The sequence below is a fragment of the Acidipropionibacterium jensenii genome (assembly GCF_005890135.1).
Lineage (GTDB): Bacteria > Actinomycetota > Actinomycetes > Propionibacteriales > Propionibacteriaceae > Acidipropionibacterium > Acidipropionibacterium jensenii.
Map to the genome: position 1 here is coordinate 933158 of NZ_CP040635.1, position 16778 is coordinate 949935.

Here is a 16778-nt window from a genome sequence, read left to right on the forward strand (position 1 = left end):
CTTTCCTTTGTGTGTCAATTCCCCATGATGTCTGGGGACTTTTCCGGGACCGGTGCCGCGACCCGCTCCTCCAGGAATGAGGAGGTGCTGGTCGCGATTCGCCGGCCCCACGTCTGTTCCGACCCGCTGCTTACTCGCTGCCGTTCCGCTGCCGACTCGATGCCGACTCGCTGCCTACCGGACGTTGCCCTGGGCATCGTGCTCGGCGTCACGCTCGTCGAAGAGCTCGCGTGCGGCCCGGGCTATCCGACCGGCCGAGAGACCGGCCGCCTCGAGCAGCTCGGCGGCCGTGCCGGAGCCCGGCAGGTCGCGTACCGCCAGGTGCCGCACAGACAGTGCGCCGACGCCCTCGACCTCTGTCAGCGCTGCGATGACCGCCTCTCCCAGGCCGCCCTCGGGGTGGTGGTCCTCGGCGATCACGAGCCGGCCCCCGGTGTGCCTGACGGCCTCGGCGAGGGTGTCGACGTCGATCGGCTTGACCGAGTAGCAGTCGATCACCCGCGCCCCGATGCCCTCGCGGGCGAGCAGGTCGGCGGCTCCGATGCACTCGTGGACCGTGACCCCGGCACCCACGACGGTGACGTCGTCCATCCCGTTGGAGCGCAGGATCTTCGACCCGCCGATCGGGAACTCCTCCGCCGGACCGTAGATGACCGGGTAGGACCCCCGGGTGGTCCGTAGATAGCTGATGCCGCTGATGTCCGCCATCTGGGCAACCAGTGCGACCGTGCTGGGCGCGTCACTGGGGTAGAGGACCGTCGAGCCCAGCACCGAGCGCATCATCGCCAGGTCCTCCAGGGCCATCTGGGACGGGCCGTCCGCACCGATCTCCACGCCGGCATGGGAGCCGACGATTCTGAGATCGGCGCCCGTGATCGCACCCATCCGGATGAAGTCGAAGGCGCGGCTGAGGAAGGCCGCGAAGGTCGAGGCGAAGGGCTTGAAGCCGCGCACGGCCATTCCGGTGGCCGCCGCGATGAGCTGCTGCTCGGCGATGAACATCTCGAAGAACCGGTCGGGGAAGGCCTCGGCGAATGCTCCCGCACCGGTGGAGTTGGACACCTCGGCATCCAGTCCCACCACCAGCGGGTCGATCTCACCAAGAGCCACGAGTGCCTCCCCGTAGGCCTTCCTGGTGGCCACCCGGTCGCTGTGCCGGTAGCGCGGCATCACGGCCCCGGACCGCTGAGACGCAGCGGTCGCGGTGGCCGCGTCCGGCTGCGAGGAGTGCTGTTCTGCACCCGCGCCCGTGTCAGGGGTAGCGGCAGGGTCCGTGTCAGAGCTGGTGTCGGAGCTCGTGTCAGAGCTGGTTGCGGGACTCTCGGCGGGACTTTCTGCGGGGCCCTCGACGGACTCTGCCTGCGGCGGGGCGATGCTGGTGACCGTCATCTCTCGGACGCCGCCCAGGGCCTCGATCGCCTCCTCGGCGAGGTCGCCCGGCAGCGGCTTGCCGTGCCAGTCGGGACTGTCCTCGACCTCGGCAACCCCCTTGCCCTTGACCGTCCGCGCCAGGATGACCGTGGGTCGGTCGTCCTGGCCCGAGTCCACATCGTGCAGTGCTGCATCGATGGCGGCGAGGTCGTGCCCGTCGACCGTCAGCACCCGGGCGCCGAAGGCCTCGGTGCGCCGTGCGTAGGCGTCGAGGTCCCAGCCCAGTGCGGTGGCACCCCGTTGACCGAGCCGGTTCACGTCGACGATCACGACGAGATTGCCGAGCTCGTAGTGCGAGGCCTTGTCCAGCGCCTCCCAGATCGACCCCTCGGCCATCTCGGAGTCTCCGCACAGCACCCACACCCGGTAGGGGAGCTTCTCCAGATACTTGCCGGCCAGGGCGATTCCCACCCCGTCCGGCAGCCCCTGCCCCAGCGAGCCGGTGGCGACGTCGACCCACGGAAGGACCGGTGTCGGGTGGCCCTGGAGTCGCTGCCCGAAGCGCCGGTATCCGGTGAGGAGCTCCTCCTCGCTGATCTGCCCGGTGGCCCGCAGCACGGAGTAGACGAGCGGGGAGGCGTGCCCCTTGGAGTAGATCAGGTGGTCATTGGTGGCGGTCGACGGGTGATTCCAGTCGTAGCGCAGATGACGAAGGACCAGCACCGCCAGCAGATCGGCGGCCGACAGGGATGACGTCGGATGGCCCGAGCCCGCGCTCGTGCTGGCGCGGATGGAGTCCACGCGCAGCTGCGCCGCCAGATCTGCAGCCTCCGCAAGACTTCTGGTGTCGTCCTCGGCCATGTCGCACTCCTTCCCTGCTCGGGCTCCAGCGGTCTCGCCGGCCGCACGGTCCTGGGGCGGGCTGCCCGACACTGCGGGTGCCGCGCGGGCCCAGCGGCCCCAGTACCTGACCAGACTGCCCTTCGGCCGAGCCGGCGGGTACACCCCCGAGGGTGTGATGGTCCGGCTGGTGGCGCACTACGGGGTGGTGGGCACGAGTCAACACGGGAGAACGCCCGAGCAGGGGCCCGACACAGGGGGTATCGGCGCGGGCCCAGCAGGGGTCCGTGCGCCCGAGCCCGGCGGGATCCACCCCCGCTCAGGGACGCTGGCTCAGGGGTGCGGGAAGGCCCTGAGAATCTGGTGGACGACGTCCTCGGGTTGGTCGGCGGTCATGATGGCGCGCACCACCGCGACCCCGGCCACCCCGGTGGCGGCCAGGGCGGGTGCGTCGTGGGGGCCGACGTCGCCGATCGCCACCATCGGCAGCCGGGTCTCGGCGACCAGCGGCCGGTATCCCTCCACCCCCAGCGGGGTGCGGCCGGAGTTCTTGGTGGGGGTGGGCCGGAAGGGTCCGCAGCCGAGGTAGTCGATGTACTCCGACAGCGCGTCGGCGCGCCGGACCAGGTCTGCGGTGCCGGTGGTCAGCCCGATGATCGCGTCGGGTCCGAGCATGGCGCGGGCCGCCTCCACGGGAAGGTCGTCCCAGCCGAGGTGGACGCCGTGCACCGGGGTGCCGGCGTGCATCGCGGCGAAGGCGACGTCGGCGCGGTCGTCGACCACGACCCGGGTGGCGGGGGCCGCCTGGTGCACCGCCTCGGCCACCGCAGTCAGCAGCGCCAGCAGCTCGGCGGTGGGCAGCTGCTTGGCGCGCACCTGCACCATTCCGGCTCCGGCGGCGGCGGCGCGGGCGGCCGTCTCGACGGTGTGCCGGTCGGTGCCCGAGGTCACCAGGTAGCAGCGGATGTCCAGCGGTTCGGTGTGCGTCATCGGCATCTCCTCAGATCTCCAGGCCCCGGTCGGCGTCCAGCCTCTCGGCCGCCTCGCCGACCTCGTCGAGGGCGTCCAGCAGGGCCATCCGGAAGCTGCCGGGGCGGGCGGCCCGCCAGCCGGCGAGCTCCCCGGCGAGGTTCATCCACACGGTGGCGGCCAGGGCGGCGGTGGCGGCGCGGGTGGGATCGGGCACCGAGGCGGGAGCCGGCGTCGGCGTCGAGTCTGACACCGGCGTCGGGGTCGAGGCCGCCAGGCAGGCGGCGACCAGACCGCCGAGCAGACATCCGGTCCCGGTGACCCGCGCCATCATCGGGTCCCCGCGGGCGACCCGTCGAGGCTCTCCGGCGCCAACCACCAGGTCGACCCGCCCGGAGACCGCCACCGCACCGCCGGTCTGCCCGGCGACCGTCTCGGCGGCTCCCCGCGCGTCCTCCACCGGGTCCTCGGAGTCGGCCCCGCGGCCTCCCCCTCCCCCGGTCAGCGCCAGGATCTCGGAGGCATTGCCCCGCACCACCGCCGGCCGGCCGGCCAGCAGGTCGCGGGCCATCCGGGTGCGGATCGGGGCGGCCCCGATGGCGGTGGGGTCGAGCACCCAGAAATGTCCGGCCCGGCGGGAGGCCTCGACGGTGGCGGGGATCCCGTCCATCGCGTCGGTGCTGAGGGTTCCGAAGTTGACCAGCAGGATGTCGGCGATCTCGGTGACGGCGGGCGCCTCCTGGAGGGTCTCGGTCATCACCGGCCGGGCGCCGGCGGCCAGCAGTCCGTTGGCGACCAGGTCCATCGAGACGGCCGCCGAGATGCAGTGCACCAACGGGGGACGCCGTCTGGTCCGGGCGATGACGTCGGCCACCTCGGCGAGGTCCCCGTCCTCGGCCAGGTCCGGGTGCAGTCCCCAGCTCATCGCGAACCCGCCGACGTCGGTACCCGGAGGGCCCGGCGGCGGGTCGAGGCGTGGGCCACCTCGTCGATCCCGGCGTCGATGTCGGAGGGTCCCAGTCGCGGCCCGCACAGCGCGCCGATCACCACGAGGATCCCGCCCAGGGCGACCAGACCCATGATCGCCGAGTGCGACCCGACAGCCCTCTCCAGGGTGGGCAGGTAGAACGGGTAGAGGGCCGGCACGATGAGCGAGAGGCTGTATCCCATCCCGTAGCCGGTGGAGCGCACCTCGCTGGGAAACCGCTCCGACAGGTAGGCCGAGACGGGCCCGTAGGCCGACACGGTGATGACCTGCAGGACGGCGGCCAGGATCGCGGCGCGGCCGAGGGTGTGGGAGTTGACGGTCGCCCACCACAGTCCCGGGCCGGCCAGCGCGGCGACGGCTCCCCAGACGACCAGCAGGTTGCGTCGTCCGGTGAGGGTCGAGAGGTGACCGGCGACGGCCATCAGGATGGCCTGGGCCACCGATGCCACACCCATCGCCACCGAGACGCCGGTGGCCGGGAGTCCGGCGTCGGTGGACAGTCTGGCGGTGAGCATGATGACGACGGCGTTGGTGAGCAGCCACAGGCCGCTCATCAGGGTGAAGACCTGCCAGAAGGCCGGTGCCCAGCGTCCGACCAGGACCTCGCGCACTCCGGCAACGGGACGATCGGCGGCGGGTCCGGTCTGCGACGTCCGGGAGTCGGCCGGGTGGGTGGAGCTCGCCTGGGCAGTGCCCGAATGGGCAGTGTGCGCCGGGGACGCCGCCTGGCGGTGGAGGACCGGGGCGTCGACCACCCGGTAGCGGTAGTAGATGAGCATCCCGAGGGAGCACAGCGCGCCGACGACGAACATCAGCCGCCATCCCCAGGCGGCGTAGCGCTGGGGTCCGAGTCCCACCAGCAGGCCGGCGGTGGCGAAGGCGATGGACCCCTGCGCCCAGGGCGCCATCGACAGGATGAGCCCGCTCATCAGGCCGCGGCGCTTCGGCCGCGACCACTCCATGGCCAGCGGAATCGCCGCCGAGTACTCGCCGGCGACGAAGATCCCGCCGAGGAAGCGCAGCACCAGGATCACCGCGATGGTGCCGGCCCCGAGAATCTCGTGGGTGGGCACCGCGGCGATCAGCAGGGCGCAGCAGGCGGTTCCGGTGATCGCGATCCGGGTGGTGCGGGTGCGACCGAGCCGGTCCGAGACGCGCCCGAGGATCATCCCTCCCAGCGGACGGCCGAGCATCATCGCGATGACGATGACGGCGCCGGTCGAGGCGGCCACCCCGGGTCCGGCGATCACCGCCAGCGCGGGGGCCAGGGCGGTGAGCGGAAGGAAGACGTGGACGTTGTCGATCCAGTTGCCGACCACACCGGCGCGCAGCGCGGCACGGCCGGCGGCAGGCATCCGCTCGGCCTGCTCGACGTCGAGAACCCGGCTGGACGCTGTGGCACCGGTGGACGTCGTCGTGGACGATGCGGCGGTCGACGTCCTGGTGCTGGATGCGGCGCGGCTGGACGTTCTGGTGCTACCTGCCGGGGTCATCGCAGACCGTCCATCCGCAGTGCCTGCTCGAAGAACTCGAGCTCATGGCGGCACGAGATGAGGAAGGCACGAGCGGCCGCCGACCTCTGGGCGGGCGCGGCCACCTCCATCGCCTTCTCGACGTGACCCAGCGCGGTGGCGGTGGCCGTGATGAAGGCGTCGTCGCGATAGGTCGCCAGCCATCCGGCGTAGCGGTGGTCGTCGGGGACCTGCGGGAGGGAGGCGCCGACCTGGGCGTAGAGCCAGTAGCAGGGCAGCACCGCGGCGGCACCGACCGGATGGTCGTCGCCGAGTGCCCTGGCCATCAGGAAGTCGACATAGGCCCTTGTCACCGGGCTGGGAGCGGGCGGCTGGGAGTCGGCGCCGAGCCAGCTGCGGTGCAGTTCGGCCTCGACGACCTGGCTGGCGGTGGCTCCGCCGGCCCAGTCCGCGGCCTCGGCGGGATCGGCCGATGAGGCGGCGACCGCCGCCAGGGCGCGGGTGTACCCGGCCAGGTAGCAGGCGTCCTGGCCGAGGTAGAAGGAGAAGACGCCGGGCGACAGGGTGCCGTCGACCAGGGCGGTGACCAGGTCGCAGTCGGCGATCCGGCGGGCCAGGTCCGACCCGGCGCGCCACAGGGCCGCGGTCCAGGGTCCGGCGGCGGGCACCGCGGCGGCCGGGGCATCGGGCGCGGACGGGGCATCGGGCGCGGACGGGGCATCGGGTGCGGCCGGCGTCGCGGGTGCGGGAGCGTCGGTCGCCGTCGCGGGTGCGGTCGGCATCACGGCCGCGGGAGCGTCGGTCACCGGGGCGAGCTGGTCTGGGATCTCCAGGGCGGCGGGGACGTCGTCCGCCGTCAGCCAGGCGACGGGCTGTCCGGCGGCCGCCAGCCGGCGCATCCGGTGGCTGTGGTCGACCGGACCGTGGCCGTGGCCCACGACGAGTTCGCTGCCGTGGAGGATCGCCTCGTGGAGCCATTCGGTGGTCCAGACGAGGGCTGTGGCGGGGTCGTCTCCGGCGGCGAGCCGGGTGGCCAGGGCCGAGGACAGCGAGCATCCGGTGCCGTGGGTGCTGGTGGTGTCGACCCGGGTGCAGGGCACCTCGACGAGGGGGCCGTCGGGGCCGACCCACAGGTTGGTGGCCAGCCGGGAGTCCAGGTGTCCGGTCTTGACGATCACCGCGACGCCGGTGTCGGCCGCCCACGCCCGGGCCTGGGCGACGGCGGCGTCCTGGTCGGGTGCGGGGTTGTCGTCGACCAGCACGGCGAGCTCGGGAATGTTGGGGGTGATGACGGTGGCCCGCCGGCAGAACCGGCTCATGGCGGCCTCGGCGTCGGGCTCCAGGAGGCGGTCGCCGCTGGTGGCGACCATCACCGGGTCGACGACGAGGACCGGCGGCTGATGGACGTCGAGCCACTGCTCCACCGTCTCGATGATGGCGGCGGTGCCGAGCATCCCGGTCTTGACGCCGTCGACCACGACGTCGTCCCCCACGGCCTTGAGCTGTGCGGCGAGGAAGTCGGTGGGCGGGGTGTGGATGGCGCGCACACCGGTGGTGTTCTGGGCGACCAGGCAGGTGACCACGGTCATGCCGTAGCCGCCGGCCGCCGTGATCGACTTCATGTCGGCAGCTGTGCCGGCTCCCCCGGAGGGATCGGTTCCGGCGATGGAGAGCACCCGTGGCAGGGCGCCGGGAACCGATGGGTGGATGGTGGAGGTCACTGGGACATCCCTTCGCTAGTCCGAACTAGATCAGGTTCCACGGGTGTGATCTCAGCGCAGCGGCGCACCCCGTGTCCACGCAACACAATGCCACAGGGAGCCCCGGACAATGCCACAGGGGGCCCCGGCGTCTGCCGGGACCCCCTTGTCAGCGATGACTGTGAGCGACGACCCCTCACGCACCCAGGATTCCGCCCGGGGTCGCAAGGGGTCGTCCCTCTGCCTCAATCAGACAGCCATCAACCCGGTGAACGCGAGGACCAGGAGCACCACGCCGAGCACGATCCGGTACCAGATGAAGCCGGTGAACTTGTTCGAGGAGACGAACTTCAGCAGCCAGGCGATCGAGAAGTAGGCAACGACCAGGGAGACCAGGGTGGCGATGATGGTCGGCCCCCAGCCGATCACGCCCATCCCGCCGTCGATCAGGATGTCGGTGGAGGCGGTGATGTGGGAGGCCTCGGTGATCGCCTCGAAGATGCCGGCGGCCACCAGTGCGGGGATGCCCATGAAGAAGGACAGCCGGGTCGCGGTCGTCCGGTCGAACTTGCGGAACAGGCCCGCGGAGATCGTCGCGCCGGATCGGGAGATGCCGGGGAACAGCGGGGACAGTGCCTGGAAGCAGCCGATGATGGTGGCGTCGACCAGGGTGACGTCCTTCATCCCGCGACCGAGATCGGTGCGACGGTCGGCGGCCATCATCACGAAGCTCCAGATGATCAGCGCCCCGGCGACCACCCAGATCGACGACAGCGGGCCCTGGATGGCGTCCTTGAAGACCAGCCCGACGACCGCCACCGGAATCGATCCGATGATGATCCCCCAGCCGAGGGTGTAGTCGGGATCGTCGCGTCCCTCCTTGTTGAACAGACCGCGGAACCAGGCGGCGACGATCCGGACGATGTCCTTCCAGAAGTAGATGATCGCCGCGGCGATCGCACCCACCTGGATGATGGCGGTGAACGCCGTGATGCCCACGCCCTGGGTCTTGAACCCGAGAAGGTGTTCGACGATGCGCAGATGCCCGGTACTCGATACCGGCAGAAACTCGGTGATGCCCTCGACGATTCCGAGGATGACAGCCTGCCACCAGTTCACGGAGCAGAGACCTTTCTGTGGGGGACGCGCACCGGCCCGGGCGCACAGGCCCATAGCCTAGATCGTCGGGACGACGTCGCCGCCCTTCCGCGTGTCGGCGATTCCCCGGTGGCCGGTGGGCCCCGTGATTCGGTTCCGGGTGGGGACTACGCGCTGAGACTCGGCGACGATCGGACCAGCAATGCCCCCGGAGCACAGGAGGGTACGACGAAGGGGCCGCGCCCCGAGGACGCGACCCCTTGTCGGATCTGTGTCAGCAGATCTGCCTCAACAGACCTGTGCAAACAAACCTGTGCCAGTCGTGACGAAGCCGCCCGGCGAACCGGACGGCTCTCATCAACCGTGACCGACGGCCGTCACCGACACGTGCAGATCGCCCTGCGCGGACCGGCGTCGGCCGTCGTCAGCTCACTTGGCGACGGTCTCGACCGCGACGTGGCCCTTGACGGCCTCGTGCAGCTTCACGCCTACGGAGTGGGTGCCGATGGTCTTGATCGGCTTGTCGATCTCGATGGACCGCTTGTCGAGGGCGGGGCCACCGGCGCGCTTGACGGCGAGCACGATGTCGGCGGGAGTGACGGCGCCGAAGAGGCGACCGGTGTCTCCGGCCTGAACCGGGATCTGGACCTTGAAGTCCTCGAGCTGGCCGCGGACCTCCTCGGCCTGCTCACGGGTCTTGATCTCCTTGGCGTCACGCGCCCGCTTGATCTGCCCGATCTGGGTCTCGGCGCCACGGGTCCACCGGATGGCGAAACGATGCGGCAGCAGATAGTTGCGGCCGTAACCGTCCTTGACCACCACGATGTCACCGGGCTCCCCGAGCTTGGGGACGGGTGCAGTGAGAATGAGCTTCATGTCGGACCTCCTTCTCAGCGTGCGGTCGAGGCGTAGGGAAGAAGCGCGAGCTCGCGCGCATTCTTGATCGCGATGGCGACCTTGCGCTGATCCTGGACAGTCAGCCCAGTCACGCGGCGGGCGCGGATCTTGCCACGCTCGGAGATGAACTTGCGCAGCAGGGCGATGTCCTTGTAGTCGACCTCGCCGATGTGCACGGTCTTGACGGGAACGACCTTCTTCTTGTTCACAGGCTTACGCTGTGGACCGGCCATTGTGGTGCTCTCCTTGTCTACGGGATCACTCCCGTGAAAGCCCGGCTCTCGCCGGAATGTGCCTGTCCGTGTCCTCGTCGACGATCAGCCTGGGCCGTCGCCGCCGGGAGCGGAACTTGACGTTGCTTGAAAGGGTGCGGATCAGAACGGAGGTTCGTCGCTCTGGGCCTGGGCCCACGGGTCGACGCCGCCTCCGCGGTTGTCCGCTCCCTGGTTGTAGGACCCCTGATTCCCCTGATTGCCCGACGGAGCTCCCGACTGGCGTCCGGGCTGGTTGCCCGACTGGTTGTTGTCCCAGCCACCCGAGTTGCCACCCTGAGGCTGCTGACCCCAACCGCCGGAGTTTCCTCCCTGGTTGCCGGAGCCACCGCCCTGGTTGCCGGAGCCGCCACCGGACCATCCGCCGCCCTGACCACCCTGGCCGCTGCCCGAGGGATTGCGGGTGACCTTCGCCGAGGCGTACCTCAACGACGGGCCCACCTCCTGGACATCGAGCTCGTGGACGGTGCGGCGGTTGCCGTCGCGATCCTCGTAGGAGCGCGCCTTCAGGTTGCCCTGAACGACGACGCGCATCCCCTTGGACAGCGACTCGGCGACATTCTCCGCGTAGTTGCGCCACACGGAGCAGTTGAGGAACAGCGCCTCACCGTCACGCCACTCATTGCTCTGGCGATCGAAGGTGCGCGGGGTGGACGCAACGGTGAAGTTGGCCACCGGCACCCCGTTGGGGGTGAACCGCAGCTCAGGATCAGCAGTGAGATTGCCGATCACGGTGATGGATGTTTCGCCTGCCATGTGACTCTCCGAATCGGAACGGGGTACGACGTCGTGTCCCCCAGACTGCCAGCCGCCACTGACACTTTCAGCAGCGGGTCCAAGCGATCGGGGCGGACGGCGTCAGAACCGTCGTTACAAGGGTTCTTGAGATGTGTCCGACGTCTCAGTGGACGTCCGGGCGCATCACCTTGGTGCGCAGGATCTTCTCGTCGATCGCGAACAGGCGGTCGACTTCCTGAACGGTCGAGGGCTTGCAGGTGACATCGAGAACGACATACACCGCCTCGGACTTCTTCTGGATCTCGTAGGACAGGCGACGCTTGCCCCACACGTCGACCTTGTCGACAGATCCCTTCTCATCGGTGACAACCTTCAGGTAGCGCTCCATGAGGGAATCGACCTGATGCTCGTCAACGGTCGGGTCAATGAGAATCATGACCTCGTACTTACGCATACGCTGACTCCACCTCCTCTGGTCTCGGCGGCCACGGGAAGGTCCCGTGGCAGGAGGGCGATATGCCCGTCACGGTGGCCGAATGGCCCCGCGACGCGGCCGTCCCGACGAGGGACAGCCAGCCGCACACTCTACGCCAGCCCACCATCGATCGCCAACGCCTGTGGTGTCGGGGTCGCCAGGGTCTGGCTTCCGCTGGCGCCTGCTGGTCTTGATGCCGGCGCCTGGGGCCCATCGATCATCACTTCCCCCGGTCTGGCCTGAACCTTTCACTCGGAGAACCGCCCATCACGACCCCCACACGCCAGATCCCCCAGTTCCCCGAGTGAAATGTGCACCGAAGAGGTCCAACACCCCTTGAAGGGCCTCCCGCCGATCCCCGATCAGCCGGCACCAGGGGCCGCCGTCGGGACCCGGAGTGAACCTTTCACTCGGAGAACCGCTCATCAGGACCCAGACACGCCAGATCCCCCAGTTCCCCGAGTGAAATGTCCACCGAAGAGGTCCCAACACCCTCGAAGAGCCTCCCGCCGATCCCCGATCAGCCGGCACCGCCCTCAGCGACTCCAAGGAGCACCGGTACGGCCACCTCATCTCCGGACCCGGGCACCAGGGGCCGGCGCCGGGATCCGGAGTGAACCTTTCACTCAGGGAACCACCCTTCCCGGCCCACACACGCCGGATCCCCCAGTTCCCCGAGTGAAATGTCCACCGATCAGGCCACCACACCCTTGAACAGCTTCTCGGCGATCCCCTGCTCGGCCGCCCCCACCCCCGGCGGGATGGCGAAGAGAGCCGAGGCCTGGTGCTGGAGGTACTCGGTGAGGGCGTCGGAGGTGGTCATCCTCATGAGGATCGGGTAGAAGTTCGTCCTCGGGTCGCGCACGAAGGCGATGAAGAACAGCCCCGCATTGAGTCGCCCCAGGGAGTCGATCCCGTCGGTGTAGTTGTACCCGCGCCGCAGCATCCGCCGGCCCTTGTTCTGCTCGGGAGAGACGATCGCGACATGGGCATCGGCGGCCACCATCGGCGCTCCCCCCTGCTGGGCCGACAGGTCCACCGCGGTGAACTCCTGGCGTGCGGAGCTGGGACTGGCCACCGACTGCGGGGCGCCGAACATCTTGTCGCGCCCGATGGTGTCCTCCTGCTCCGCAAGCCTCAGCCGGTCCCAGATCTCCAGGAACATCCGGATCCGGCGGGCCACGAAGTAGGTGCCTCCGGCCATCCAGTCGCCCTGGTCGTCGCCGGGCTGGACCCACAGGTGCTCGTCGAGCTGCTCGGCGGGCGCCTCGGCCTTGAGGTTGTTGGTGCCGTCCTTGAAACCGAAGAGATTGCGCGGGGTCTGCTGATCCTTCGAGGTCGAGGAGGTGCGTCCGTACCCCACCTGGGTCCATCGCATCACCGCCCGCCCGAAGGCGATCCGGGTGAGATTGCGGATCGCGTGCACCGCCACCTGGGAGTCATCGGCACAGGCCTGAATGAGCAGGTCCCCGTCGGACTGGCCGGACTGCAGTGCCTCGTTGGCGAACCGGGGCATCCCCTCGGCGAGGATCTTCGGCATCCGCGACTTCAACCCGAACCGGTCGCGCCCCTTCTCGTCGACGAACAGCCCGCGGCCCACCCCGAAGGTGATCGTCAGCCCCGAGGGCGGGTAGTCCCAGGCGTCGCCGGTGTCGGTGGGAGCGGCCTGCCGGTTGGCCAGCGGCTGCCCGCCGACCAGCTCCCCGGCCATCATCTGCTCGGCGGCGGTCGACCAGTCGCGCAGCAGGCTTCGCACCAGCCGGACGTCGACGTCGCGCATGTCGAAGGCGGCGGTGAACATGGAGTCCTGGGCGGGGGTGAGGATGCCGCTCTGGTGGTCCCCGCGGAACGGGTAGCTGGTCCGGGTCGAATGGTCGGCCGAGGCTGCCTCGGCAGACTCGGCACCGCGGTGGTGGCCCCAGGCGAAGCCACCCATCCCGAAGACCGCCGCAGCCCCGCCGGAGCCTGCCAGCATCGCCCGGCGGGAGACCATCGGGCGTCCCGCCGGGGCCTGCCCCTCGGATCCGGGGACGCCCTTTGAACCCGATTCCCGGGAGGTCGAGCCACCATCACCGGCTCCCCCGGAAGTAGCCGCAGCGGGATCGGCGCCGACGGCGTCGCGCCCCTGCTGCGGATCGGGGCCGGGCTGGGAGTGGTGCTCCTCGGTCATCTCATCACCTCGTCGATCTCGATCGTGTGGGGAGTGGTGGCTCAGTGAAGGATCGTCCCGGGCACCTTGCCGAGCGCCTCGGAAGCGACATTGACCTCATCGGAGAAGGTCCGCTGAGCCTTGGTGTAGGCGGAGTCCTTGGGGGCCTCGCCCGCATCCTTCTGGACCGCAGCGATCGTCGAGTAGTCGACGTACTTCACGTTGCCCATCGAGTCCTTGCCGTCCTGGTACTTGGCCAACAGGGAGTTGAGGTCCTTGAAGGACTGGGTGACCTCGGCGTCCAGATCGGCATCGGCCTTCTTCACCAGAGCGGCGACGTTGCCGTAGGCAACCTCGGCCCCCTCGACATTGGCCTTGAAGTCCGACAGGTCGGTGTGCGAGAAGGTCTCCTCCTCGCCGACGATCTTGGAGGTGGCGACCTCCTCCAGCAGGCTCGAGGCGCCGGTGACGACGTCTGCCAGATTGAGCTTGAAGGCTCCCGAGGCGCCGGTGATCTTGCCGTAGACGAGGTTGTAGAGGCTCTGGGTGTCCTTGTCGAGGCGGTCGGCCGCGGCCCTGCGATCGGCCTGGGAGGCAAACTTGAAGGCCGATCCGTTCTTGGTGAACAGGTCCGCCTCGATGCGGTGCCAGCCGGTCCACGACTTCAGCACCGAGGGGTCGGTGACCTTCTTCCCGGCGTCGGCGGCGAGGTCCTGGACGCGAAGGTCCAGGGCGGTGTCGAGGTCCCCGGCCTCCTTGATCCCGAAGGCCTCGGCAGTCGGTTCGATGCGCTCGTAGTGGCTGCGGGCGACCGGGTAGAGCTCACGGGCCCGGACGACGTCGCCCGCCAGGTAGGCCTTGGTGAAGGCCTGGGTGCCGGTGAGCAGCTGACCCACCTGGTCCCTCACGTAGGCGGTGTAGTTGGTGATCGCCCGCTTCTCCAGGGCGGCGGTGCCGGAGTCCACCGAGGCGCCCGAGCCGGCGGTCACGGTGATCTTCTGGATCCCCTTGAGGGCGCCGACCATGTTCGGCTTGCAGGCGGTGTAGTAGGTGCCCTTCTCCAGGGCGGTGGTGAAGGTGGTGGTGACCCCGGGGCCGATGTTCTCCTTCTCCCCGACGATCTGCAGCTGGTTCTCGGTGAGGATCTCGAACTCGTTGGGGACCGTGCCCTTGTTGGTGATGGTGACGGTGACCACCCCGCCGGGCAGGGTGCTGGTGGACAGCGAGCAGCCGTCGTCGGTGATGGTGAAGACCGGCCTGACTGCCGTTGCGGATCCGGCGGGGGCTGCGGCGTCGTCGACATTGTCGGTGCAGCCGGTGGCCAGCAGAGCGGTGACGGCGGCGGTGGCCAGGGCGATGCCGCTCCGGGCGAGACGCCGGTGGGTGCGGTTGCTGCGGGTGGAACTGCTGGATGTAGCGGTGGTGGGCATGGATGTCCTCAGGGTTCGGGGCGTGGACACGCTTCGGGGTGGGGATGAGATGCGGGGATGGAATGGGGTCAGGCGAGGGGCCGCGACGTTGTCTCCGGGGACTGCGGCGGTTGGGGATGGGGGACCGTCCCGGAGCCGAGTTGCGGCGTCCCGTCCGGGAGAATCGGCGTCGCCCCCGGAGGTACCGGCCTCTCCTCCGGCAGCACCGACGTCGTCCTCGACGTCTCCCCCTCGTTGGCAGCCCTGGCGCGACCGTGGAGTCGACCGTTGACCTGGGCGATGAACAGCGCCATCACGGGAATCAGGTAGACCCACCAGGCGATGGTCTGGGCGAGGGTCGGGGCGAGATTGACCTGGAACATCGCCACCGCCACGACGTAGAGCCAGTAGACCGGTGACGACGCGGCCGGCAGCCAGGCCGACAGGTCCCAGGCGTGGGTCATGATCCCGGGCAGGACGCCGGCCTCCTGAAGGTCGCCGATCCCGTAGGAGCCGATGCCGGCCGCCACCAGGATGAGGAATCCGCCGGTGAGGGCGAAGAAGGCGCGCATGTTGATCCGCACCGCACCCCGGTAGACCAGCCAGCCGAGCAGGACGGCGGCGGCCAGGCCGGTCACCACCCCGGCGGTGGTGGCAACCGTGTTGGTCTGGACCGAGGACTTCACCGTCGCCCAGATGAACAGGGCGGTCTCGACCCCCTCCCGGCCGACCGCCAGGATGGCGATCCACACCACTCCCCAGCCGGAGCCGTGGCTGCTGAGCGAGCGGGTGAGGTCGGACTCGATGTCGCCCTTGAGCTGCCGGGAGTTCTCCCCCATCCAGAACACCATCCAGGTGACCATCGCGACCGCGACCAGGGACAGGACGCCGCCGATGATCTCCTGGGCCTGGAAGGTGAGGGTCTTGGGACCCCAGGTGAGGACGGCGCCGATGGCCAGCGGGACGAGGGCGGCCAGTCCGACGCCGAGCCACAGTTTGCCGATGAGGTCGCGGCGGTCGGCCTTGACCAGGTAGGCGTAGATGATGCCGACGACCAGGGACGCCTCGAACCCCTCACGGAGGGCGATGAGAAGGTTGGCGACGAACATGGGGGCTCCGTCTCTGTCCCGATCCGGACTTACCCGGATCTGTTAGGCAAGCCTCACCTAATCATCCCGGCGGGACGTCGTCAACCCCTCCGACAAGGGGATTTCTTGATGTGAGATGCGACATGGTCGGCTGTCGAGGGGTGGGGTGCCTGCTTTGGAGCCGAGGGAGGTGCCTGTTGCGGACCGGGGGTGCCTGCTGCGGGCGGAGGCGGCCGCCAGGCACACCCACCCTCTGGCGCAGGTGACCCCATGCGCCCCGTTCCGACCCTCTGGCGCAGGCCAACCCCATCCACGACACGGCCGCCCCACCTCCAGCCACAGATGCAGGGAAATGTCACGAATGCAGTGGAGCTCCACTGCATCTGTGACATTTCCCTGCATCCGTCGAAAGAAGGGGTCATTTCCCTGCATCCGTCAGCCCCAGCACGACACTTCCGCTGCATCCGTCAAGACCGAGGCATGTTTCCCTGCATCTGTCGACACCGGAAGACCGCCCGGGAGCCATTCGGCTGCATCTGTCGGAGGAAGCAGGAGTTTGCCTGCATCCGTCGCGCAGGGCACCGGCCCAGCACCGCACCCTGGGTAGAACACCAGCCCAGCACTTCAGCCAGGGGTGCAACACCCGGGATCTGGCCCCTGAGCAACACCCTCTTGGTAGGACACCGGCCGAGCGACGCCCCCTGGGTAGGGCATCCGCCGACAGGGTTGACGCTGGGACGCCCTGGTCTGAGCAAGCGTGGCAAGAAGTCGGCGTTCACCGTCAAGGTGACGCTGGGACGCCCAGGTCTGAGCCTCTCGGGTCTGACAACTCAGATCTGGTCGACCAGGTCTGCTCAGTGGCGCGGGGGCCCTGGGATCAGGATCTCCCCGCCCTCGCGCCAGGCCCTCAGCCCGCCGGTGAGGAAGTCGGCGTCATAGCCCTTGTCGCGGATCGCCTGGACCAGATGGCCGGAACGAAAACCGGTGTCGCACACCAGCACGAAATGGGGATCGGGCTCGGCCAGCGGATCATCGCCGTAGACCGCGGTGAACGGATCGTCGACCAGCTCCTTGGCCTCCACCAGATGAGCACCGGGCGCATGTCCCGCCTCGTACTCCGGCAGGGTCCGCACATCGACGAGGACCCCTCCGTTCGCGAGCACGGTGAGGGCGGCCGGCAGGTCGATCCCCCCGGTCGGCATGCCTCGGTTGGCGAGGAAATTCCGCAGTCCCATGGCGGTGATTCTAGGTGTTGTAGGTCATGACGTTGTCGACGCCATGCCCCGGTGGCCGGCCTGCTGCTCCCCAGTCC

The 16778-nt window shown here is 69.4% G+C and carries 14 protein-coding genes and 1 riboswitch; all 14 genes read right to left on the reverse strand.

Annotation, left to right across the window (positions count from 1 at the left end; genetic code table 11):
* Window positions 1–174: 174 nt before the first annotated feature.
* The 14 genes from FEZ32_RS04080 to FEZ32_RS04145 all read right to left on the reverse strand — a co-directional run bounded on the left by FEZ32_RS04080 (window position 175) and on the right by FEZ32_RS04145 (window position 16701).
* A complete protein-coding gene (locus FEZ32_RS04080) occupies window positions 175–2232 on the reverse strand; it encodes a transketolase (protein ID WP_138680001.1) in 2058 nt (685 codons plus the stop codon).
* Window positions 2233–2544: 312 nt separating this feature from the next.
* Complete coding sequence (locus FEZ32_RS04085; protein WP_138680002.1) at window positions 2545–3201, reverse strand: thiamine phosphate synthase; 657 nt, start codon at window positions 3199–3201, stop codon at window positions 2545–2547.
* A 10-nt stretch (window positions 3202–3211) separates the two neighbouring features.
* The gene (gene thiM / locus FEZ32_RS04090) at window positions 3212–4105 is read right to left on the reverse strand and encodes a hydroxyethylthiazole kinase (RefSeq protein WP_138680003.1); all 894 of its coding nucleotides are present in this window, start codon (window positions 4103–4105) and stop codon (window positions 3212–3214) included.
* Entirely contained in the window at window positions 4102–5523 is a 1422-nt protein-coding gene (locus FEZ32_RS04095; RefSeq protein WP_138680839.1) for an MFS transporter, read from the reverse strand. Before FEZ32_RS04095 ends, thiM begins: the two co-directional genes overlap by 4 nt.
* A gap of 134 nt (window positions 5524–5657) precedes the next feature.
* Window positions 5658–7361, reverse strand: a complete 1704-nt coding sequence (locus tag FEZ32_RS04100) for a bifunctional hydroxymethylpyrimidine kinase/phosphomethylpyrimidine kinase (RefSeq protein ID WP_138680004.1) — start codon at window positions 7359–7361, stop codon at window positions 5658–5660.
* Window positions 7352–7443: riboswitch (TPP riboswitch) on the reverse strand. (Overlaps the previous gene by 10 nt.)
* Window positions 7444–7589: 146 nt before the next feature.
* On the reverse strand, window positions 7590–8459 hold the full coding sequence (locus tag FEZ32_RS04105) for an undecaprenyl-diphosphate phosphatase (RefSeq protein ID WP_028703646.1): 870 nt from the start codon (window positions 8457–8459) through the stop codon (window positions 7590–7592).
* 408 nt (window positions 8460–8867) lie between these two features.
* The gene (rplI, locus tag FEZ32_RS04110) at window positions 8868–9314 is read right to left on the reverse strand and encodes a 50S ribosomal protein L9 (RefSeq protein ID WP_028703647.1); all 447 of its coding nucleotides are present in this window, start codon (window positions 9312–9314) and stop codon (window positions 8868–8870) included.
* Window positions 9315–9328: 14 nt separating this feature from the next.
* A complete protein-coding gene (gene rpsR, locus FEZ32_RS04115; protein WP_028703648.1) occupies window positions 9329–9568 on the reverse strand; it encodes a 30S ribosomal protein S18 in 240 nt (79 codons plus the stop codon).
* A gap of 141 nt (window positions 9569–9709) precedes the next feature.
* Window positions 9710–10363: a single-stranded DNA-binding protein gene (locus FEZ32_RS04120; RefSeq protein WP_097799626.1), complete on the reverse strand. Its 654-nt coding sequence runs from the start codon at window positions 10361–10363 to the stop codon at window positions 9710–9712.
* A gap of 145 nt (window positions 10364–10508) precedes the next feature.
* The gene (gene rpsF / locus FEZ32_RS04125; protein ID WP_028703650.1) at window positions 10509–10799 is read right to left on the reverse strand and encodes a 30S ribosomal protein S6; all 291 of its coding nucleotides are present in this window, start codon (window positions 10797–10799) and stop codon (window positions 10509–10511) included.
* Window positions 10800–11514: 715 nt separating this feature from the next.
* The gene (efeB, locus tag FEZ32_RS04130; RefSeq protein ID WP_138680005.1) at window positions 11515–12990 is read right to left on the reverse strand and encodes an iron uptake transporter deferrochelatase/peroxidase subunit; all 1476 of its coding nucleotides are present in this window, start codon (window positions 12988–12990) and stop codon (window positions 11515–11517) included.
* 41 nt (window positions 12991–13031) lie between these two features.
* Window positions 13032–14399, reverse strand: a complete 1368-nt coding sequence (gene efeO, locus FEZ32_RS04135) for an iron uptake system protein EfeO (RefSeq protein ID WP_217496620.1) — start codon at window positions 14397–14399, stop codon at window positions 13032–13034.
* 68 nt (window positions 14400–14467) lie between these two features.
* Complete coding sequence (efeU, locus tag FEZ32_RS04140; RefSeq protein WP_138680006.1) at window positions 14468–15487, reverse strand: iron uptake transporter permease EfeU; 1020 nt, start codon at window positions 15485–15487, stop codon at window positions 14468–14470.
* A gap of 833 nt (window positions 15488–16320) precedes the next feature.
* On the reverse strand, window positions 16321–16701 hold the full coding sequence (locus FEZ32_RS04145; RefSeq protein ID WP_097799630.1) for a rhodanese-like domain-containing protein: 381 nt from the start codon (window positions 16699–16701) through the stop codon (window positions 16321–16323).
* Between the last annotated feature and the right edge of the window lie 77 nt (window positions 16702–16778).

Bases quoted from the DNA above. Each gene is read 5' to 3' on its own strand.
- FEZ32_RS04085 (WP_138680002.1), bottom strand. From the start codon at position 3,201: ATGACGCACACCGAACCGCTGGACATCCGCTGCTACCTGGTGACCTCG.
- FEZ32_RS04095 (WP_138680839.1), bottom strand. From the start codon at position 5,523: ATGCCTGCCGCCGGCCGTGCCGCGCTGCGCGCCGGTGTGGTCGGCAAC.
- thiM (WP_138680003.1), bottom strand. From the start codon at position 4,105: ATGAGCTGGGGACTGCACCCGGACCTGGCCGAGGACGGGGACCTCGCC.
- efeO (WP_217496620.1), bottom strand. From the start codon at position 14,399: ATGCCCACCACCGCTACATCCAGCAGTTCCACCCGCAGCAACCGCACC.
- FEZ32_RS04080 (WP_138680001.1), bottom strand. From the start codon at position 2,232: ATGGCCGAGGACGACACCAGAAGTCTTGCGGAGGCTGCAGATCTGGCG.
- FEZ32_RS04120 (WP_097799626.1), bottom strand. From the start codon at position 10,363: ATGGCAGGCGAAACATCCATCACCGTGATCGGCAATCTCACTGCTGAT.
- FEZ32_RS04145 (WP_097799630.1), bottom strand. From the start codon at position 16,701: ATGGGACTGCGGAATTTCCTCGCCAACCGAGGCATGCCGACCGGGGGG.
- efeB (WP_138680005.1), bottom strand. From the start codon at position 12,990: ATGACCGAGGAGCACCACTCCCAGCCCGGCCCCGATCCGCAGCAGGGG.
- efeU (WP_138680006.1), bottom strand. From the start codon at position 15,487: ATGTTCGTCGCCAACCTTCTCATCGCCCTCCGTGAGGGGTTCGAGGCG.
- rpsR (WP_028703648.1), bottom strand. From the start codon at position 9,568: ATGGCCGGTCCACAGCGTAAGCCTGTGAACAAGAAGAAGGTCGTTCCC.
- rplI (WP_028703647.1), bottom strand. From the start codon at position 9,314: ATGAAGCTCATTCTCACTGCACCCGTCCCCAAGCTCGGGGAGCCCGGT.
- rpsF (WP_028703650.1), bottom strand. From the start codon at position 10,799: ATGCGTAAGTACGAGGTCATGATTCTCATTGACCCGACCGTTGACGAG.